18 protein-coding genes, 1 tRNA gene and 1 pseudogene are annotated in these 19,480 nt (G+C 39.8%); 15 read left to right on the plus strand and 5 right to left on the minus strand.

The genetic code is table 11. The features are described 5' to 3' along the window. Window positions 1-49 precede the first annotated feature (49 nt). Both J655_RS09130 and J655_RS09135 read right to left on the minus strand, forming a co-directional pair. On the minus strand, window positions 50-835 hold the full coding sequence (locus J655_RS09130) for an ABC transporter substrate-binding protein (protein ID WP_032042290.1): 786 nt from the start codon (window positions 833-835) through the stop codon (window positions 50-52). Window positions 836-1,011: 176 nt separating this feature from the next. After that, on the minus strand, window positions 1,012-2,040 hold the full coding sequence (locus tag J655_RS09135; protein ID WP_032005296.1) for a LysR family transcriptional regulator: 1,029 nt from the start codon (window positions 2,038-2,040) through the stop codon (window positions 1,012-1,014). A gap of 200 nt (window positions 2,041-2,240) precedes the next feature. On the opposite strand from J655_RS09135, the gene adeF reads away from it, so the two are divergent. The 3 genes from adeF to J655_RS09150 are packed head-to-tail and all read left to right on the plus strand — an operon-like array spanning window position 2,241 to window position 8,135. Next, window positions 2,241-3,461: a multidrug efflux RND transporter periplasmic adaptor subunit AdeF gene (gene adeF / locus J655_RS09140; RefSeq protein ID WP_032052285.1), complete on the plus strand. Its 1,221-nt coding sequence runs from the start codon at window positions 2,241-2,243 to the stop codon at window positions 3,459-3,461. Between the two features lie 6 nt (window positions 3,462-3,467). Continuing rightward, complete coding sequence (adeG, locus tag J655_RS09145; RefSeq protein ID WP_032052286.1) at window positions 3,468-6,647, plus strand: multidrug efflux RND transporter permease subunit AdeG; 3,180 nt, start codon at window positions 3,468-3,470, stop codon at window positions 6,645-6,647. Window positions 6,648-6,659: 12 nt separating this feature from the next. Continuing rightward, window positions 6,660-8,135 (plus strand): efflux transporter outer membrane subunit, encoded by a 1,476-nt coding sequence (locus J655_RS09150; RefSeq protein ID WP_032052287.1) that lies wholly within the window; start codon window positions 6,660-6,662, stop codon window positions 8,133-8,135. 62 nt (window positions 8,136-8,197) lie between these two features. Here J655_RS09150 and glyA read toward each other — a convergent pair whose 3' ends face one another. Continuing rightward, the gene (gene glyA / locus J655_RS09155) at window positions 8,198-9,451 is read right to left on the minus strand and encodes a serine hydroxymethyltransferase (protein WP_032052288.1); all 1,254 of its coding nucleotides are present in this window, start codon (window positions 9,449-9,451) and stop codon (window positions 8,198-8,200) included. A 60-nt stretch (window positions 9,452-9,511) separates the two neighbouring features. Between glyA and J655_RS24430 the strand changes: the two genes are divergently transcribed. Then, complete coding sequence (locus J655_RS24430) at window positions 9,512-9,673, plus strand: hypothetical protein (RefSeq protein WP_081311970.1); 162 nt, start codon at window positions 9,512-9,514, stop codon at window positions 9,671-9,673. A gap of 14 nt (window positions 9,674-9,687) precedes the next feature. Here the strand turns inward: J655_RS24430 and J655_RS25130 are convergent. Continuing rightward, window positions 9,688-9,840 (minus strand): annotated as a pseudogene (locus J655_RS25130) (alpha/beta hydrolase); the annotation flags it as partial. A 118-nt stretch (window positions 9,841-9,958) separates the two neighbouring features. Here J655_RS25130 and J655_RS09160 point away from each other — a divergent pair. From J655_RS09160 to J655_RS09210, 11 genes are all read left to right on the plus strand, one after another. Continuing rightward, window positions 9,959-10,645 (plus strand): putative quorum-sensing-regulated virulence factor, encoded by a 687-nt coding sequence (locus tag J655_RS09160; protein ID WP_017480755.1) that lies wholly within the window; start codon window positions 9,959-9,961, stop codon window positions 10,643-10,645. Window positions 10,646-10,789: 144 nt separating this feature from the next. Further along, the gene (locus J655_RS09165) at window positions 10,790-11,419 is read left to right on the plus strand and encodes a hypothetical protein (RefSeq protein ID WP_080612825.1); all 630 of its coding nucleotides are present in this window, start codon (window positions 10,790-10,792) and stop codon (window positions 11,417-11,419) included. Window positions 11,420-11,521: 102 nt separating this feature from the next. Beyond that, window positions 11,522-11,598: transfer RNA gene (locus J655_RS09170), tRNA-Arg, on the plus strand. Between the two features lie 117 nt (window positions 11,599-11,715). Continuing rightward, on the plus strand, window positions 11,716-12,651 hold the full coding sequence (locus J655_RS09175) for an ABC transporter ATP-binding protein (protein WP_002118101.1): 936 nt from the start codon (window positions 11,716-11,718) through the stop codon (window positions 12,649-12,651). Continuing rightward, window positions 12,648-13,421, plus strand: a complete 774-nt coding sequence (locus J655_RS09180) for an ABC transporter permease (RefSeq protein WP_002118099.1) — start codon at window positions 12,648-12,650, stop codon at window positions 13,419-13,421. The genes J655_RS09175 and J655_RS09180 overlap by 4 nt, the downstream gene beginning before the upstream one ends. Continuing rightward, on the plus strand, window positions 13,418-14,230 hold the full coding sequence (gene queF, locus J655_RS09185) for an NADPH-dependent 7-cyano-7-deazaguanine reductase QueF (protein WP_005068224.1): 813 nt from the start codon (window positions 13,418-13,420) through the stop codon (window positions 14,228-14,230). The genes J655_RS09180 and queF overlap by 4 nt, the downstream gene beginning before the upstream one ends. A 23-nt stretch (window positions 14,231-14,253) precedes the next feature. Next, window positions 14,254-14,904: a hypothetical protein gene (locus tag J655_RS09190; protein ID WP_002118229.1), complete on the plus strand. Its 651-nt coding sequence runs from the start codon at window positions 14,254-14,256 to the stop codon at window positions 14,902-14,904. Window positions 14,905-15,030: 126 nt separating this feature from the next. After that, the gene (gene rodA / locus J655_RS09195) at window positions 15,031-16,173 is read left to right on the plus strand and encodes a rod shape-determining protein RodA (protein ID WP_005068220.1); all 1,143 of its coding nucleotides are present in this window, start codon (window positions 15,031-15,033) and stop codon (window positions 16,171-16,173) included. 19 nt (window positions 16,174-16,192) lie between these two features. After that, window positions 16,193-17,194, plus strand: coding sequence for a lytic murein transglycosylase B (mltB, locus tag J655_RS09200; protein WP_032052289.1), 1,002 nt, complete (start codon window positions 16,193-16,195; stop codon window positions 17,192-17,194). Between the two features lie 289 nt (window positions 17,195-17,483). Next, window positions 17,484-18,095, plus strand: coding sequence for a septal ring lytic transglycosylase RlpA family protein (locus J655_RS09205; RefSeq protein WP_002118141.1), 612 nt, complete (start codon window positions 17,484-17,486; stop codon window positions 18,093-18,095). Between the two features lie 573 nt (window positions 18,096-18,668). Next, a complete protein-coding gene (locus J655_RS09210; RefSeq protein WP_032004595.1) occupies window positions 18,669-19,118 on the plus strand; it encodes a DUF962 domain-containing protein in 450 nt (149 codons plus the stop codon). Window positions 19,119-19,161: 43 nt separating this feature from the next. Here J655_RS09210 and J655_RS09215 read toward each other — a convergent pair whose 3' ends face one another. After that, window positions 19,162-19,479, minus strand: coding sequence for an AzlD domain-containing protein (locus J655_RS09215; protein WP_016145923.1), 318 nt, complete (start codon window positions 19,477-19,479; stop codon window positions 19,162-19,164). Window position 19,480 lies beyond the last annotated feature (1 nt).

Raw genomic sequence — 19,480 nt, forward strand, 5'->3', positions numbered from 1 at the left:
TGAGAATAGATCTAAAAATGTCGGCTTAAAGCCGACATTTTTCACATCATTAGTAAATGCTAAAGGAGAAATATTTTTTCTCGAGTTTTTTGTATGTACCATCTGCAATGATTGCAGCGAGTGCTTTATTAATATTGGCTTTTAAATCCGCATCTTCTTTGCGTAAACCGATCGCTGCACCTACACCTAGTGTTTTTGCATCAACCACATTGCCACCAGCAAAACTGAAGTTTTTGCCTTTTGGTTGTTTTAAGAAAGCGCCATCAACCATAATTGCATCTTGTAAAGTTGCATCCAAGCGACCTGACATCATGTCTTGATAAATCAAATCTTGGACTGGATAAGGTACAACCGTTACACCTTTTGGTGCCCAATAGGTTTTAGCATAAGTTTCTTGAATTGTGCCCTGTTGTACACCGACACGTTTGCCTTTCAAAGAGGCAGCGGTAGGCAATAAAGGCGAGCCTTTTTTTGCAACCATACGGGTTGGTGTATTGTAGATTTTGCTACTAAATGCAATTTGTTTTGCACGCTCATCAGTGACTGTCATTGATGAAAGAATGCCATCAAATTTTTTCGCTTTAAGTGCTGGAATCATCCCATCAAAAGAATTTTCAACCCAAACACATTTGGCTTTGAGTTTTGCACAAATTGCATTACCCAAATCAACATCAAAACCAGTTAACTTGCCATCTGGTGTTTTATATTCAAACGGCGCATAAGACGACTCAGTACCAAAACGAATCACCTTCCAATCCTTTGCTTGAACATTCGTCGCAACAGTAGCCAAAACTAGGGTTGTTGAAACGAACATTTTTTTCATAAAGCTTGCCATCTTGAAGCTTCTCCTTAAAATCCTAATAAGGTGATAAAAACTTGAGCAATTTCTAAATTACTCTTCTGCCGAAAGAATTGCAATTTCTATACCAGTAAATTAAGGATTTATGAAGATGACTAAACAGTGGATTCTATTAATTGATTAATTGTTGAAAAATCACTCAAAATATGAAGCTAATTTTTGAGTGCATAGGCTTCTGCCATATTTTCATTTTCGACCAATGTCCGAATGGTGTATTCATGATTATGTTCTTTAACACTGGCAAATTCACATTTTTGATCTAATGACATTGAACAACCACTCAACAATGGACAACCTGCAAATAATTCGGCTACCCAATCGACAAAGACTCGAACTTTAGGCGATAAATGACGATTTTGTAGATAAACGACTGATATTGGCATAGGTGCAGGTAACCATTCAGTCAATACTTCCCTAAGTGCACCAGATTCCAAATGTTTTGCTACCATGTAATATGGGCATTGAATTAAGCCAAAACCTTGCACTGCCAAATCAATATATGAATCACCATCGTTGACAGAAACACGCCCTTTCACACCAACGCTATGAATCTCACCGTTCACCATGAAATCCCAGTCGATATTGCGTCCTGTACGGCTGTTAAAGTAATGCACGACCTGATGTTTTTGTAGATCCTCAATGGTTTTGGGTTCCCCATGCTCCATCAAATAACGTGGTGCAGCCACAGTCACACACTGAATTGTTCCGATACGGCGCGCAACTAAACTTGAATCTTTAAGTTGACCAATACGAATGACACAGTCCACCGCATCTTGAACCAAATCGACCGGACGATCACTCATTCCAATCACCAAATCAATGTCAGGATATTTGGCATGAAAATCACAAAGCATCGGAATCAGAATCAGCCGCCCGATTGAAGCTTTAACATCAATACGCAGTCTTCCTCGTGGTCCACGCTCCGAATCATGAAAAGTTGATTCTACATCTTCGACATCAGCTAAAATTCGCGAAGTACGCTCATAATAAACCGCTCCATCCGGTGTCAAACTAAGTTTACGGGTTGTTCGGTTAAGCAATCGAACCTGTAAATGTTTCTCTAAACCCTGAATGGTTGTCGTCACTGAAGCACGCGGTAGGCCTAAGCTGTCAGCCGCTAAACTGAAACTATTTGTTTCGACAACTTTGTTAAATACTTTCATGGCATGAAATAGATCCACACGCACACTCCTATCAATCAATGCATTTTTTAATCAAACACATCAATTGTTATAAAAATACGAATAGTGTTATCGAATTTAATATATTTATTCGTGATTGACAAACTTTTATGCTCCGTCCATCCCATAAACCCTGTTTCTCCCATACGGACCATAATTAAAAGTCTGAAAACAGGTATCCAAATAAGTAGGAGCACCTTATGTCATTTTCCCGCAAACAGTTTGCGCTGTCTGCCATCTTTGTCGCCATTTTGGCAACGGGTGGCAGTTTTATGTTTTTACATGAAAATGCCGATGCAAAAGCTGCACCGACCACAGCTCAACAAGCTGCTACTGTTGATATTTCTAATGTCATCAGTAAAACCATTACCGATTGGCAAGAATATTCCGGTCGCTTAGAAGCCATTGATCAAGTCGATATTCGGCCACAGGTTTCAGGTAAACTCATTTCCGTACACTTCAAAGATGGCAGTCTGGTTAGAAAAGGCCAGTTACTTTTTACCATTGATCCGCGTCCTTTCGAAGCAGAACTCAATCGTGCCCAAGCTCAACTCGCTTCAGCTGAAGCACAAGTGACTTATACAGGTTCTAATCTTTCTCGTATTCAACGCTTAATTCAAAGTAATGCTGTATCTCGTCAAGAGCTAGATCTAGCTGAAAATGATGCGCGCTCAGCCAGTGCCAACCTGCAAGCCGCTAGAGCAGCCGTTCAATCTGCACGTTTAAATCTTGAGTACACGCGCATTACTGCACCAGTCAGTGGCCGAATTTCTCGTGCCGAGGTGACTGTGGGCAACGTGGTCTCTGCTGGCAACGGAGCACAGGTTTTAACAAGTTTAGTCTCTGTATCCCGCCTTTACGCATCTTTCGATGTTGATGAACAAACTTACCTGAAATACATCAGTAATCAGCGTAATTCAGCACAAGTTCCTGTCTATATGGGACTTGCCAATGAAACCGGGTTTTCTCGTGAAGGAGTCATCAACTCAATCGACAATAATTTAAATACCACCTCAGGTACGATTCGTGTTCGCGCGACTTTCGACAATCCAAACGGAGTTTTATTACCGGGTTTATATGCTCGAATCCGTCTGGGTGGTGGTCAACCTCGTTCAGCAATTCTGATTAGTCCAACAGCGGTCGGCGTCGACCAAGATAAACGTTTTGTTGTGGTAGTCGATGCTAAAAACCAGACTGCTTACCGTGAAGTAAAACTTGGCACACAACAAGATGGCTTGCAAATCGTAAATAGCGGATTACAAGCGGGTGACCGTATTGTAGTGAATGGTTTACAGCGGATTCGTCCAGGTGACCCTGTTACCCCGCATCTTGTTCCAATGCCAAATGCACAAATCACTGCGAGCAGCACTACTCCTCAACCTCAGCCAACAGAAAAAACATCAACTCCGGCAAAAGGTTAATCACATATGAATATTTCTAAATTCTTTATTGATCGGCCGATCTTTGCTGGTGTGTTATCAGTATTGATTCTACTTGCCGGTTTACTGTCGGTATTTAAATTACCTATTTCAGAATATCCGGAAGTTGTTCCACCATCTGTGGTGGTACGTGCTCAATATCCAGGTGCAAACCCAAAAGTAATTGCTGAAACTGTTGCTTCTCCGCTTGAAGAATCCATCAACGGCGTTGAAGACATGCTGTATATGCAATCTCAGGCAAACAGTGACGGTAACTTAACCATTACGGTGAACTTTAAGCTTGGTATTGACCCAGACAAAGCTCAGCAATTGGTTCAAAACCGTGTATCTCAGGCCATGCCTCGTTTGCCTGAAGACGTACAGCGTTTAGGTGTCACTACGTTAAAAAGTTCACCGACTTTAACCATGGTTGTGCATCTGACCTCACCAGATAATCGCTATGACATGACCTACTTGCGTAACTACGCGGTGCTCAACGTAAAAGATCGCTTGGCTCGTTTACAAGGTGTAGGTGAAGTCGGTTTATTTGGTTCGGGTGACTACGCAATGCGTGTGTGGCTCGACCCACAAAAAGTAGCGCAACGTAATCTCACAGCCACTGAAATTGTGAGTGCAATCCGCGAACAAAACATTCAGGTTGCAGCAGGTACCATTGGTGCATCGCCAACTAATTCTCCTGTACAACTTTCAGTGAACGCTCAAGGTCGTTTAACCACTGAGCAAGAATTCGCAGATATCATTTTAAAAACTGCACCAGATGGCGCTGTCACTCGCTTAGGTGATGTTGCTCGTGTTGAACTTGCAGCTTCACAATATGGTTTGCGTTCATTACTCGATAATAAACAAGCGGTTGCCATTCCAATTTTCCAAGCACCGGGTGCTAATGCTTTGCAAGTTTCTGATCAAGTGCGTAGCACGATGAAAGAACTTTCAAAAGATTTCCCATCTTCAATTAAATACGACATCGTTTACGATCCGACTCAATTCGTACGTGCAAGTATTAAAGCGGTTGTTCATACCTTGCTTGAAGCGATTGCACTGGTTGTTGTGGTTGTTATTTTATTCTTACAGACATGGCGTGCCTCAATCATTCCATTGCTTGCTGTACCAGTTTCAATTATTGGTACATTCGCGCTCATGCTTGCTTTTGGTTACTCAATCAATGCGCTTTCACTGTTCGGGATGGTACTTGCCATCGGGATTGTGGTCGATGACGCTATTGTCGTCGTCGAAAATGTCGAGAGGAATATTGAAGCCGGCTTAAGCCCAAGAGATGCAACTTATCGCGCGATGAGAGAAGTGAGCGGACCGATTATTGCCATTGCTTTAACGCTGGTTGCCGTATTCGTTCCACTTGCCTTTATGACAGGCTTAACAGGGCAATTTTATAAACAATTTGCCATGACTATTGCCATTTCAACTGTTATTTCGGCATTTAACTCCCTTACTCTATCTCCTGCTTTAGCAGCCATGTTACTGAAAGGACATGATGCTAAACCTGATGCATTAACACGTCTTATGAACCGTGTATTTGGACGTTTCTTTGCGCTGTTTAACCGAGTATTTACACGTGCGTCAGACAACTATGGCAAAGGCGTAAGTCGTGTTATCTCCCATAAAGCATCGGCAATGGGTGTATATGCTGCTCTTCTGGGCTTAACTGTTGGTATTTCTTATATTGTTCCGGGTGGCTTTGTTCCAGCTCAAGACAAACAATATTTGATTAGCTTTGCTCAATTACCGAACGGCGCGTCTTTAGATCGTACCGAAGCTGTCATTCGTAAAATGAGTGACACCGCACTTAAACAGCCTGGTGTAGAAAGTGCAGTTGCCTTCCCTGGTCTATCAATTAATGGTTTTACCAACAGCTCAAGTGCCGGTATTGTCTTTGTGACCTTAAAGCCATTCGATGAACGTAAGGCGAAAGACTTATCTGCAAATTCAATTGCTGGTGCGCTCAACCAGAAATACTCAGCCATTCAAGATGCTTATATTGCGGTTTTCCCACCACCACCTGTGATGGGTTTAGGCACCATGGGCGGCTTTAAACTCCAACTTGAAGACCGAGGTGCCTTAGGCTATTCAGCCTTGAACGATGCTGCTCAAAACTTTATGAAAGCAGCACAATCAGCCCCTGAACTTGGTCCAATGTTCTCAAGTTATCAAATTAACGTACCTCAACTAAACGTAGATCTGGACCGTGTAAAAGCCAAACAACAAGGTGTTGCTGTGACTGATGTTTTCAACACCATGCAGATTTATTTAGGTTCTCAGTACGTTAACGACTTTAACCGCTTTGGACGTGTTTATCAGGTTCGAGCACAGGCAGATGCCCCTTTCCGTGCTAACCCTGAAGATATTTTACAGCTTAAAACCCGCAACAGTGCCGGACAAATGGTGCCGTTATCTTCATTGGTGAATGTAACTCAGACTTATGGTCCAGAAATGGTAGTTCGTTATAACGGCTACACATCAGCCGATATTAACGGTGGGCCTGCACCGGGTTATTCATCTAGCCAAGCAGAAGCTGCGGTTGAACGTATTGCTGCTCAAACTCTACCACGTGGTATCAAGTTTGAATGGACAGATTTAACTTACCAAAAAATCTTGGCTGGTAATGCAGGACTCTGGGTATTCCCAATTAGCGTCTTACTGGTGTTCTTAGTTTTAGCCGCTCAATATGAAAGTCTAACTTTGCCTTTAGCTGTAATTTTAATTGTACCAATGGGAATCTTGGCGGCTCTAACAGGTGTTTGGCTAACAAGCGGAGATAACAACATCTTTACCCAAATTGGTCTGATGGTACTGGTCGGGCTGGCCTGTAAAAATGCCATCTTAATTGTCGAATTTGCGCGGGAACTTGAAATGCAAGGTGCAACTGCATTCAAAGCTGCTGTTGAAGCAAGTCGTCTACGTTTACGTCCAATTTTAATGACTTCTATTGCATTCATTATGGGTGTAGTCCCTCTTGTTACCTCAACTGGTGCAGGTTCTGAAATGCGCCATGCCATGGGTATTGCGGTGTTCTTCGGCATGATCGGTGTAACGCTGTTTGGTTTGTTCCTGACCCCTGCCTTTTATGTCCTCATTCGCACACTGAACAGCAAACATAAATTGCATTCGGCAGCAGTTCATGAAGCACCTTTATCTACCCCACATGATCATTAAGGAGGACATTTGATGGCTACAGCAAAACAAAGCTTATTATTGTCCTCACTCATGGGGAGCCTGCTGCTTGCAGGCTGCTCTTTGGCTCCAGAATATCAACCTGCAAAAGTGATAGTTCCAGTCAAATTTAAAGAGTCTACCCCAAAACTTGAAGACAATAATTGGAAAATTGCCCAACCTGCCGATCAGCAGATTCGAGGTGAGTGGTGGCGTGTTTTTAATGATGCTCAACTGAATGAGCTCGAACAACAAGCCATTTCTGGAAACCAGAGTCTTAAAGCGGCAGCGGCTAATATTCAAGCTTCACGTGCGTTACGTTCCGCAGCACAAGCTGAACGTTTGCCAAGTATTGGTGCTGGCTTTGGCCCAACTCGTCAAAAACCCTCTCCTGCTTCATTGGGTTTAGATGACAATGCCCATACATCTGCACAAACCCTATGGCGTGCTCAAGCAAATGTTTCATATGAGCTCGATTTATTTGGTCGTATCGCCAGTAGTGTTAATGCAGCAACAGCTGATGTACAGCAACAAGAAGCTTTATATCAGTCGGCACTTTTAGCCTTACAAGCAGATGTTGCCCAAGGTTACTTTCTCATTCGTCAGCTTGACGCTGAACAAGCAATTTATAATCGCACTATTAAATTGCTTGGCGAGACACGTGACTTAGTTCAAACACGTTTTAGAAATGGTTTAGTCAGTGAATTAGATGTTTCTCGCGCACAGACTGAACTTGCTACCGCCCAAACCAATGCACTGAACATTGCTCGTAACCGGGCCAATGCAGAGCATGCACTTGCAGTATTGTTAGGCAAAACACCTGCTGAATTTAGCTTGGCAATTGAACCTTTAACTGCAAACAGCCTCCGTCTGCCAGCCGGTTTACCTTCAGCTTTACTTGAAAGACGACCTGATATTGCTGCTGCCGAACGTGCTATGGCAGCAGATAATGCGCGTATTGGGATTGCACGTGCTGCTTTCTTCCCAAAACTAGACCTGACAGGTGCACTCGGTTATGAATCATCAACTTTAGGTGATTTAGGTAAATGGTCGAGCCGTACATTCTTACTTGGTCCAGTCGCAGGCACTATTTTATCTTTGCCATTGTTTGACGGCGGACAACGTAAAGCTGGAGTCGCTCAAGCACGAGCTGCCTATGAAGAAAGCGTCGCAAACTATCGCCAAACTGTATTGAATGCATTTCGCGAAGTTGAAAATGGTTTATCTGATCAAAGAATTCTCGATCAGCAAATTCAGGCTCAAAGCCAAGCACTTTCTTCTTCTCGTCATGCAAATCAGCTGTCTCATTTACGTTATCGAGAAGGTGCTATTAGCTATCTGGATGTGATTGACTCGGATCGGACTATTTTGCAACAAGAACAACTTTCTGCACAGCTTAACGGCACTAGAATGATGGCTAGTGTAAATTTAATCCGCGCATTAGGTGGTGGCTGGCATAATGCCGAGTCATCGGTAAAATCTGAAAGTTAATTTCCCCCTAATTAACTTGATATAAAAAAAGCGCCATACGGCGCTTTTTTTATATTTACAACTTATTGTGCGTATACAGGGAATTTTGCACAAACAGTTTCAACTTTCGCTTTTACGTCAGCAATAACTTTTTCGTCACCTTTGCTGTCAATCACGTCAGCGATCCAACCAGCAAGTTCACGAACTTCAGCTTCACCGAAACCACGAGTTGTTACCGCTGGAGTACCGATACGGATACCAGAAGTCACAAATGGAGAACGTGGGTCATTTGGAACTGAGTTTTTGTTCACAGTAATGTGAGCAGCACCTAACCAAGCATCTGCATCTTTACCAGTTACGTCTTGTTTGATTAAAGATAACAAGAATAAGTGGTTTTCTGTACCACCAGAAACAACGTCATAACCACGAGCGATTAACACTTCAGCCATAGCTTGAGCATTTTTCACAACTTGTTGTTGGTAAGCTTTAAACTCATCAGACATTGCTTCTTTGAAGCAGATTGCTTTAGCAGCAATCGCATGCATCAATGGACCACCTTGGTTACCAGGGAATACAGCTGATTGAAGTTTTTTCTCGATTTCTTCATTCGCTTTCGCAAGGATTAAACCAGAACGTGGACCACGAAGTGTTTTGTGAGTCGTAGTTGTAGTTACGTCAGCAATTTGAACTGGGTTTGGATATACGCCAGCAGCTACAAGACCTGCAACGTGAGCCATATCAACAAAAAGGTAAGCGCCAACTTTGTCCGCGATGTCACGGAAACGTTGCCAATCTACAACACGGCTGTAAGCAGAGAAACCAGCAACGATCATACGTGGCTTGTGCTCTAATGCTAAACGTTCAACTTCTTCGTAATCGATCTCGCCAGTTTCAGCGTTTAAACCGTATTGAACTGCATTATAAGTTTTACCAGAGAAGCTTACTTTAGCACCGTGAGTCAAGTGACCACCGTGAGCCAAGCTCATACCTAAAACAGTATCGCCTGGGTTAAGAAGCGCTAAATAAACAGCAGAGTTAGCTTGTGAACCAGCGTGTGGTTGAACGTTTGCGTAATCTGCACCAAAAAGTTCTTTAGCACGATCAATCGCCATTTGCTCGATGATATCCACATACTCGCAACCGCCATAATAGCGTTTGCCTGGATAACCTTCTGCATATTTGTTCGTAAGTTTTGATCCTTGCGCTTCCATCACAGCAGGAGAGCAATAGTTTTCAGATGCAATTAACTCGATATGTGCTTCTTGACGCTCACCTTCAGAAGCAATTGCTTGAGCTAATTCTGGATCAAATTCAGAAATGGAAATATTGGCAAACATTAGCGGGGGTCCTATAAATTAGGGCTTTTAAGCCGTGCTAAGATTGCGGCATATTGTAGCATGAACTTTATAATTAAACAGAATGAAGTTAGCTCAGTTTTAAATAAAAATGGCTCAAGTCTTATAAAAAATGAGCCATTGTTTATAAATCAAATAAAAAGCTGCTTTAAAGCTTATATTTTAAATTTTTCTAGCGTTTATTTTAGCTTAGAAAAACATTAAAAATCCTTTAACTATCAATAACCATATTGAGCCATCAGTAAAGTCTGAACATTTCCAACAATATTATCTACATTACTGCTCATCACCGTGCCATGGTCCCAGTTACCCGTCACATAACTATTAATTTTAGTGCCTACGACAGTGGCATTAGATATCAATAAAACTGTTTTCCAACCAAATATCTAGTAGCCTACTTTAATCTAATTCTTTCCTTAGAAAATGTTTTAAAGTAGATAGCCAACTGTTAACATTCTTGATTACTCGTGATTGTTTAAAGGGCCAGTTATGCAAACCATTATTTTAGATACAGAAACACATACGCTAAATGGTTTGCCTATTGAAATTGCGTATGCACCAATTGAAATTAACGAAGGTAAGCTGACTTTAGATAAGAGCAAATTGTTTGATCAACTTTATCAGGTTGGTGCACCTATCTCTTACGCGGCTATGGCAGTACACCATATATTAGAGTCAGATTTAGAAAACCAACCCCACTATAAAAACTTTAAATTGCCAGAAACTACAACTTATATTATTGGTCACAATATTGATTACGATATTGCTGCGATTGCTCGTTGTGGTGTAGATGTTTCTCATATCAAACCGATTTGTACACTAGCTTTAGCACGCAAAACTTGGCCTGAAGCAGAAGCACATAATATTTCAGCACTCATCTATATGATTTCTCAAGGCAGCAGTAAAGCGCGAGAATTGCTCAAAGGCGCGCACCGAGCCGATGCGGATATTATTTTGACTGCTAATATTTTGATGCATATTGTCTATCATTTAAATATTCAAGACATTGAAGAGCTTTACCGAGTTTCTGAAGAAGCACGTATCCCTACGACTATTAATTTTGGTAAGCATAAAGGCACAGCAATTGCTGAACTTCCTAAAGACTATATTCAATGGTTATTACGTCAAGATGAACTTGACATCTATTTACGTAAAGCGTTAGAAGGCGCATTTTAAAGTCTTAAATAGATGATATTCATCAATTCTTCATTATATTGTCATTTTTGAGTTTTATCGTTAACCCCATTTATATTTTATTAAAAACAGTACTGTTCAACCAAGAAAATTGGACAGTCTGATTTATTTTTTATTTGGGGAAAAATGATGGCTGGTTTTTATCGAACTAATTTAGGAAGAGTCGCGCTTCAACAACGCAACATTACTTTAAATGCAAAACAAAGACGTTTACTACTATTAATAGATCACGAGGATTTTCAAAATTTAAGTAGCGAATTTAAAAAACGTATTGCATCTCCAGAGCTTATTCAACAGCTTATCGACTTAAAACTCATTGCTCCTTCTGGCGAAAATTATTCAGAATTAAATGAACAAATATCTTTCCCACAATCATCCATAACTCCAATAGAAGCTCATCAAAAAAATACTATTGATGATAATAAAAGTGGCGATATAGTTGGAGAAATTCAGGTTACTCAATCATCATCTTTTCAACTTTCACCTACTGAAATTACCCAGCCATCAATTCCAGTTCAACAGCTCTCTTTTGAAGAGATACAACAGTTGATGAAGCAAAGCTTGAGTCAATATTGTGGGCTTATGGCAAAACCACTTATTCAGAAAATAGAGCAAATAAAAACGCTTCAAGAGCTTAAAATGTGCCAAATGCAATGGATTACCAGCTTACAGGAGTCGCGTATTCCGCCTAATGAGCTAGCACATACGCTTCATTCTATTAATTATTCAATTCAACTTATTCAACAACGCAACTAAAAAAACAACAAGCTGCTGTTTAATTAAGCATTAAACTCACTTGTTACCTATTTCGTGCTTTACCTATTGGTGTTTTTTTCCTATGATGTGGCCCACACATGTGCGCTCGTAGCTCAGTTGGATAGAGTACAGGTTTCCGAAGCCTGGGGTCGTGGGTTCGATCCCCGCCGGGCGCACCAGTTTATATATAATAACTTCATAAATTTATCTCAATTTTATAAAATTCCGACTATTTTACTTGGTTTATTAATCATTATCGCTCAAAATATACCCCTCTTTCATAATGTGAGAATTTCATGACTGATGCTTTGGTTTTAAGAGATTTGTCCAAAACATATCGTAATGGTTTTCAGGCGTTAAAAGGTATTAACCTCACTGTGCCTGAAGGTGAATTTTATGCGTTGTTAGGCCCAAATGGTGCCGGCAAATCAACAACCATTGGTATTATCAGTTCCCTCACGAAAAAAACCGAAGGAACAGTTGAGATTTTTGGACACAATCTCGACACTCATCCATCCTTGGCAAAACAACAACTTGGCGTTGTCCCTCAAGAATTTAACTTTGGACAGTTTGAAAAAGCGTTCGATATTTTAGTCACCCAAGCTGGCTATTACGGCATTCATAAAAAGATTGCAGAAAAACGTGCCGAACATTATTTAGAAAAGCTAGGCCTCTGGGAAAAACGCAATATACAAGCACGTATGCTATCAGGTGGTATGAAGCGCCGACTCATGATTGCACGTGCTATGATGCATGAGCCTAAACTTCTTATTTTAGATGAGCCTACTGCGGGTGTTGATATTGAATTACGCCGCTCTATGTGGGATTTTCTAACCGAAATGAACGAAAGTGGTACTTCTATTATTTTGACTACACATTATCTCGAAGAAGCAGAAATGTTATGTCGTCAAATTGCTATCATTGACCGCGGTGTCATTAAAGAAGACACCAGCATGAAAAGTTTCTTAAACCAGCTGAGTGAAGAGTCTTTTATTTTCGATTTGGCAGAACCCATTGCCCCACTCCAGTTAAATATTATTGGTGTGAAGTTCAACTTAATTGATAGCAGCACTTTAGAAGTGACAATGGATAAGGCCCATACATTAAATGACTTATTCCAGCTTTTAGAATCACAAGGTATTCGTGTTCGTAGTATGCGAAACAAATCGAACCGTCTAGAAGAGCTATTCGTCAAAATGGTCGAGAAAAATCTTGAAGGAGAGGCAAAATGAATTTTAGCCAACTGCAAATTGCCCTCTGGACTCTAGTTCGTAAAGAAGTACGCCGATTTCTACGTATTTGGCCGCAAACCTTGTTACCACCTGCGATCACGATGAGTTTGTACTTTGTCATTTTTGGTAATTTGGTTGGTTCGCGCATTGGACAAATGGGCGGCGTGAGCTACATGCAGTTTATCGTACCCGGCCTCATCATGATGGCGGTTATTACCAACAGTTATGCTAACGTATCTTCAAGTTTCTTTAGTGTGAAATTCCAAAAGAGCATTGAAGAACTGATTATGAGTCCTGTGCCACTACATATTATTTTGTGGGGCTATGTCATTGGTGGTATTTGCCGTGGTGTATTGGTCGGAGCAATTGTGACAACAATGAGCATGTTCTTTACAGACCTTTTTATACATAACTGGTTTGTGACTATATATACAGTCTTAATTACATCTGTTTTATTTTCCTTAGGCGGCTTCATTAATGCAGTCTATGCAAAATCATTTGATGATATTTCTATTATTCCAACTTTTGTCCTTACACCTTTAACCTATTTAGGTGGTGTGTTCTATGCCATTAGCGCACTTGGCCCTTTTTGGCAAAAACTTTCTTTAATTAATCCTATTGTGTATATGGTTAACGCTTTCCGTTTCGGCATTTTAGGTCATAGTGATGTGAACGTTACGTTCTCTTTAATCATTGTGACATTATGCTGTGCTGTACTTTACGGAATTGCCTACTATTTACTTGCTCGTGGTTCAGGAATGCGTGAATGAGTGTCGAACAGTCTTTATTGGGTAAAGAAACTCAATATCCAACTAACTATCAACCTGATGTTTTATTTCCAATTGCTCGTGCTCAGTCTCGTGAAGCTTACTCGCATATTGAAGGTATTACGCAAGGTAAAGATTGGTGGCATGTTTTTGAAATTTCATGGTTAAACGCTCATGCCATCCCGCAAGTTGCTATTGGCAGAATTACACTGCCAGCTTCTTCACCAAATTTGATTGAATCAAAGTCATTAAAACTTTACTTCAATAGCCTTAACTTCACTCAGTTTGACTCTAAACAGTCGTTTATTGAAACGGTTGAAAAGGATCTATCTGCTGCGGCAGGGACAAAAGTTGAGTTAACCTTATTTCAAGTAGATGATTTAGAGATTTCTAAGCCTCAAGGCATTTGTATTGATGACCTAGATCCAGAGCGTTTAGAGCAACATCCAGATGCGACTCTTTTAAAACGAGATGCGTCTGATGAAGAAGTCGAAATTGAACTGTATTCTCATCTTTTAAGAAGTAACTGCCCAGTCACGGGACAACCGGATTGGGGTACAGTTTTTATCCGTTTTAAGGGCAAAAAACCTTGTTATCGTAGTGTTTTAGCTTATATTATCTCGTACCGTCAGCATAACGGCTTTCACGAACAGTGTGTCGAGCAGATTTTTGCTGATATTTGGCAAAATTTGCAGCCTGAGAAGCTGATGGTTTATGCAACTTATACTCGTCGCGGCGGACTTGATATTAACCCTTGCCGAGTATCGGATCTTTCATGGATGCCAAAACCGATTCGATTGGCACGACAATAAAACGAATAATTTGAGGATACACCATGCCGTTTTTTGGTTTTACCCCTTCTGAAGGCTTATTGAACGATATACAAACTGGAATTGCGAACAAAAATTCTAGTGAGCCTTTATATCCACTTCGCGATAAGATTGCTTTACAACTTAATGAAGAGATTATTGATAATGTCTTAATTCAGTTAGTTCAGCACTTCCCTGCAAGTGAAAAGCGCGATACTGCCGAAAAACTAGCAGGCTATGTCAAATCAACAGTCGCTGTTCTTTTAAAACAATTGTTAAGCAAAGCGCCAAACGATGTTGTTAAACAGTCAGTAGAGTTCTCTGAAAAAAGCTTATTTAAAGATCCACAAGGTCAATATAAAGTAGGTGTAACTCTAGATCCTAGTTTAGTCACTAATCTTCAGCATAACTTCACTGAGCTTAAGGCGGGTAACGATATCAATAAAGCTGCATTGGCTGAACTGTATAAACAGTTTGGAGATGCTATGGTTAAACATTTTATGTCTGATTTTAATAAGACATTAGACCTTGGCATGATTAAGCGTAAAGCAGCTGATATTGGTGCGGCAGCTGTAACAAAAGCAGTTCATATTGCGATCGATAAACTGATCCCTAGCTTAAATCGCACTGAACTAAAAGCGATGGCTGAATATCACGAAAGTCTATTCTTTAACTAATAAAAAGTAGCCTATCGGAAACCTAGCGAGAGCTAGGTTTTTTTATTGCAAAATATTGATATACATTGCCATTAATCAGGTTTATGTTAGCATGCGCCAAGCACTGATTGACCTAGTTAACGCCGCATGTCTCCTAGCCCACAATATAAGTTTTTACGCCAAGCTCCTCGAGATGGTCTTAGCACCGCTATGCAACCATCAAGGTGGCAACAACTCCACATTGACCCGTGGTTATGTCTATTTTTGCTATTAAATGCGCTATTAGGTTTAACCGTACTATATAGTGCTTCGGCACAGGATGTAGGTCTGGTCAGTAAACAAGCCATGAGTTTTGGTATTGGCTTTTTAGTGATGTTTGGTCTAGCCCAAATTCCGCCTAAGGTCTATCAAGCGTTTTCCCCATACTTTTATTTGTTCGGCCTATTTTCGCTTGTGGCAGTTATGGTATTCGGTGAAGTCCGAATGGGTGCTCAGCGCTGGATTGATATTCCCGGTTTCGGGAGTGTCCAACCCAGTGAGTTCATGAAAATCGGCATGCCGATGATGATTGCATGGTTTTTAGCACGAAAACCTCTTCCCCCTAGTTTTTCACAAGTTGTTTTATCATTAATGTTAATTGGTATTCCCTTTTTACTGATTGCAGAACAACCTGACTTAGGAACATCACTTTTAGTATTAGCAAGCGGTATATTTGTCTTATTTTTAAGTGGACTATCATGGCGAATGATTGGTGCAGCTGCCGCATGTGCAGCAATCGTAATTCCAATTGCGTGGGAATTTCTTTTACACGACTATCAACGCCAAAGGGTTTTAACCTTACTTGATCCAGAGGCAGATGCACTCGGTACGGGTTGGAATATTATTCAATCTAAAACTGCAATTGGTTCTGGTGGTTTTTCAGGTAAAGGTTTCCTTGAAGGCACCCAATCACATTTACACTTTTTACCCGAAGGACATACTGACTTTATTATTGCTGCATATTCCGAAGAATTTGGGCTCATCGGTGTACTTATTTTAGTAATCCTTTATTTTGCGATTATTTTTAGAACATTCCAGATCGGTTTACAAAGCTTCCATAACTATGGACGTTTAGTTGCTGGCGCCTTTGGTTTGTCTTTTTTTGTTTATGTATTTGTAAATGCGGGAATGGTCAGTGGTATTTTACCTGTAGTAGGTGTTCCTTTACCTTTTATGAGTTATGGCGGAACAGCTATTATTACTTTAATGGCCACCTTTGGTTTAGTCATGTCCATTCATACACATCGATAATCTGGAATTTTAAAACGATATGTTGTCTCAACACTTAAATAAAACTTTAAAAATGCTCGCTTTGTGTACTGGCTTAATCAGTACAAGTCATTTCGCTCAGGCCAACGATTTTGCAACACATCCTGATTATTTAAATTTTAAACAAAAAACGATGAATGCTTATGGTTTAAGTAGCGATCAAGTTGATGCAGCCATGAGTGGCGCAAAAAATTTACCAAACATTCTAAATATTATGACTCGTCCAGGTGAAAGTAAGCCTTGGTATGATTATCGTTCTATGTTCTTGGTTGAAGGCACAATTCAACGTGGTGTCCGTTTTAAAAATCAATATGCAGATGCATTAAATCGCGCAGAACAACAATATGGCGTATCTAAAGCTGTCATTTTAGGTATTTTGGGCGTTGAAACAGGTTATGGCGCAAATAAAGGTTCTTTTATTACACGTGATGCTTTAGCTACCCTTGCTTTTGGCTACCCTCGCCGTGCTGAATATTTTGGTGATGAGCTAGCTGCTCTTATTGCATGGACTTATAAAGAAGGCTACCCAACAAATAGTATTGTAGGTTCCTATGCAGGTGCGATTGGCTATCCACAATTTATGCCAAGCAATATTAGTAAATATGGGGTGGATTATGACGGTAATGGACATATCGACTTAAGAAACTCAGCAGAAGATGCTATTGGATCAATTGCAAACTACTTAGCAAAACAAGGTTGGCAACGCGATCAACCGATCGGGTTTATGGCTCGTTACACTGGGGCAAATCCAGAAAGTATTATTGCTAAAGATTTAACGCAACCTTTCCCATATGGTGCACTAAAGACACTCGGTATTTCTCCATTAAATCCTTTAGTTAAAATTGATGATCTCGATATGGTAAATGTTATTCAATTACAAGACTATAATGGACCAATTTACTATTTAACTTACCCGAATTTTCAAGTGATTACGACTTATAATAAGAGCCGTATGTACGCTACTGCTGTATGGTTATTAGGCACCGAAGTAGCTAGCCGATAGGCTAGCTTTTTTATACTTTATGTAAAAGTCAATAAATATTTTTGTTAAATAGATCACAATACATACATTTTTAATAACTTGTTACATTATTGATTATTTTTTAACCTAAAACTGTAAGTTTTTGCCCTTTTTGTAAAGATTTCTCGTTAAAGACTAGACACTCTCCGTAACCGATGAATATTATCCACCCCAATATAGCAATTGCAAAAGTGAATAATAAGGCATGTTCACTTTAAATTTCAGTCAATGGCTGAAAGAAAAAAGTACATGTTCTCAGGAGTTTATACAAATGCAGTTATCGCTGAAATACGTTCTTGCACTGACGGCTAGTTTAAGTATGGCCCCACTGCACGCTGAAATGGTGCAGTCATCATCATTAAACAGTGATGTAGATGGTCCTAATCTAGCAGCACGTGTATTGAGTAAAGATACTCAAAACTTTAATTCTCGTTTTTCTAACATTAACAGTCTTTCAATCACTGAACGTTCTGGCGATCAAATCCGTCGTCAAGCTATCGCAGCAAAAATTGAAATCCCTGAAGATGAGCCTTCAGTGATTGAAAAACTTAACACAGTAGCTTCAAACACTGTTCGTAAGTTTAGCCAAACTGGTATGGCATCTTGGTATGGCCGCCAGTTCCATGGTCGTAAAACTGCAAGTGGTGAAACATTCGACATGAATGCTTTAACTGCTGCTCACCGTAGCCTACCGTTGAACTGTTACATTCGAGTAACGAATAAAGACAATGGTAAAAGTGTGGTTGTAAAAGTAAATGACCGTGGTCCTTTCCATGGCAACCGTGTACTTGACCTATCATACGGTGCAGCTAAACGTCTTGGTATTACCAATGCTGGTACAGCTAAAGTAAATATTGAGCGTGTTGATGGCCCAACTTCATAAGTTATAGCCTCTCGAGTTCATGTAAAAAGCCGCAATTTTTTCTGCGGCTTTTTTATATTTTAAGTTATCAAAATAATTCCTAACGTAAAGTTAAAAAATCCTCTTTTTTTGACCCTTATCCAGCTCTGAATTTGAATATTTTTTAAACAAAAAACTATGTTTATTTAATACCAGTTAATTTTACGTCTAATTTGCGTTTAGAGCGTCTTTTTTAAATTTGCGCTACCCTAGTACCATTTTTCCAAAATAAAGGCTATTTATGGCGTTTTTAGAGTAGATGAGTAGAGCTTTTTCATACAATTTTCCCATCAATCTCAAAATTACGCTTTTTTAGATGATTTCATCATCTAGCAACACAGAAAAAATATTATGAAAAATAGCCCCATTCTTGTGGTCGAATTGTCCACCTTGTCAATCACACTCGCTTTATTTTTTCATTTGCCCTTTCTTAGTTTTTTTAATACAACGCTCCCTATAGTTGAATAGTGTTAGTTTCTTGTCGAGATCCTCAAGAACAGGCTAAAATATACTCAAAAAAAATAAATCAAAGTTAAAACAAGGAGTGTGCTACTAATGAAATCCATTACTGAATGGTTTGATGAATATAGCGAAAGTCATCAAAATCCAACCAATAAACAAATTCACTGGCTTTGCGTTCCCGCCATTTTATTTTCTATTATTGGAATCATTGCACATTTCAGCACATTGCTTACTGCTTTATTACTTGTGTTGACCTTAGTATTTTATGCACGTTTAGATCTTGTACTTGCTGTGGCAATGGCTGCTTTACTTGTTGTTATGGCATGGCTCATTTATACCCTACCTGTAGGAGTCGGGTTTTATATCGCTATTTTTGTGATTGCTTGGGTTGGACAATTTTACGGACATAAAGTCGAAGGCAAAAAACCTTCGTTCTTTAAAGATTTACAATTCCTACTAATTGGACCAGTTTGGTGTATGGATGCTTATCTCTCAAAAATTTTACCTAAATGGAAAAGCAGACAACAACAAGCTCCTGCTTAAAGATTAACTTAAAGCTGAATCCTTTCGATTCAGCTTTTGCATGTTAGTAATTTATTAGAAAATTTATAAAATAAAAAAATCCTAAACTTGCTATCACACTTAAAAGAACTTTTTTTAGGTACATAGCGATTACAATACAAAAGATTGCTGCATAAATATAAGGATTATTTATCACGCCTCTTAAATGATTACCATCGAAAAAAATAACTGGAATACAAATTGCAGTTAACAAACAAGGTGCAGAATAGTTAAGCATCTTATTCAGAATAAGCGGCAGTTTAATTTTTACTTGAGGTTCTAAAAAATAATAGCGATTAAAAAAGACGATTGCTGCCAAGCCTAAAATCATAAACCAAGACATA

This window comes from Acinetobacter sp. 1294243, from assembly GCF_000588015.1.
GTDB lineage: Bacteria > Pseudomonadota > Gammaproteobacteria > Pseudomonadales > Moraxellaceae > Acinetobacter > Acinetobacter pittii.

Excerpts from the sequence above, each read along its gene's own strand:
- J655_RS09130 (WP_032042290.1), bottom strand. The coding sequence starts at position 835 with ATGGCAAGCTTTATGAAAAAAATGTTCGTTTCAACAACCCTAGTTTTG.
- adeF (WP_032052285.1), top strand. The coding sequence starts at position 2,241 with ATGTCATTTTCCCGCAAACAGTTTGCGCTGTCTGCCATCTTTGTCGCC.
- adeG (WP_032052286.1), top strand. The coding sequence starts at position 3,468 with ATGAATATTTCTAAATTCTTTATTGATCGGCCGATCTTTGCTGGTGTG.
- J655_RS09150 (WP_032052287.1), top strand. The coding sequence starts at position 6,660 with ATGGCTACAGCAAAACAAAGCTTATTATTGTCCTCACTCATGGGGAGC.
- glyA (WP_032052288.1), bottom strand. The coding sequence starts at position 9,451 with ATGTTTGCCAATATTTCCATTTCTGAATTTGATCCAGAATTAGCTCAA.
- J655_RS24430 (WP_081311970.1), top strand. The coding sequence starts at position 9,512 with ATGAACTTTATAATTAAACAGAATGAAGTTAGCTCAGTTTTAAATAAA.
- J655_RS09160 (WP_017480755.1), top strand. The coding sequence starts at position 9,959 with ATGCAAACCATTATTTTAGATACAGAAACACATACGCTAAATGGTTTG.
- J655_RS09165 (WP_080612825.1), top strand. The coding sequence starts at position 10,790 with ATGATGGCTGGTTTTTATCGAACTAATTTAGGAAGAGTCGCGCTTCAA.
- J655_RS09175 (WP_002118101.1), top strand. The coding sequence starts at position 11,716 with ATGACTGATGCTTTGGTTTTAAGAGATTTGTCCAAAACATATCGTAAT.
- J655_RS09180 (WP_002118099.1), top strand. The coding sequence starts at position 12,648 with ATGAATTTTAGCCAACTGCAAATTGCCCTCTGGACTCTAGTTCGTAAA.
- queF (WP_005068224.1), top strand. The coding sequence starts at position 13,418 with ATGAGTGTCGAACAGTCTTTATTGGGTAAAGAAACTCAATATCCAACT.
- J655_RS09190 (WP_002118229.1), top strand. The coding sequence starts at position 14,254 with ATGCCGTTTTTTGGTTTTACCCCTTCTGAAGGCTTATTGAACGATATA.
- rodA (WP_005068220.1), top strand. The coding sequence starts at position 15,031 with ATGTCTCCTAGCCCACAATATAAGTTTTTACGCCAAGCTCCTCGAGAT.
- mltB (WP_032052289.1), top strand. The coding sequence starts at position 16,193 with ATGTTGTCTCAACACTTAAATAAAACTTTAAAAATGCTCGCTTTGTGT.
- J655_RS09205 (WP_002118141.1), top strand. The coding sequence starts at position 17,484 with ATGCAGTTATCGCTGAAATACGTTCTTGCACTGACGGCTAGTTTAAGT.
- J655_RS09210 (WP_032004595.1), top strand. The coding sequence starts at position 18,669 with ATGAAATCCATTACTGAATGGTTTGATGAATATAGCGAAAGTCATCAA.
- J655_RS09215 (WP_016145923.1), bottom strand. The coding sequence starts at position 19,479 with ATGTCTTGGTTTATGATTTTAGGCTTGGCAGCAATCGTCTTTTTTAAT.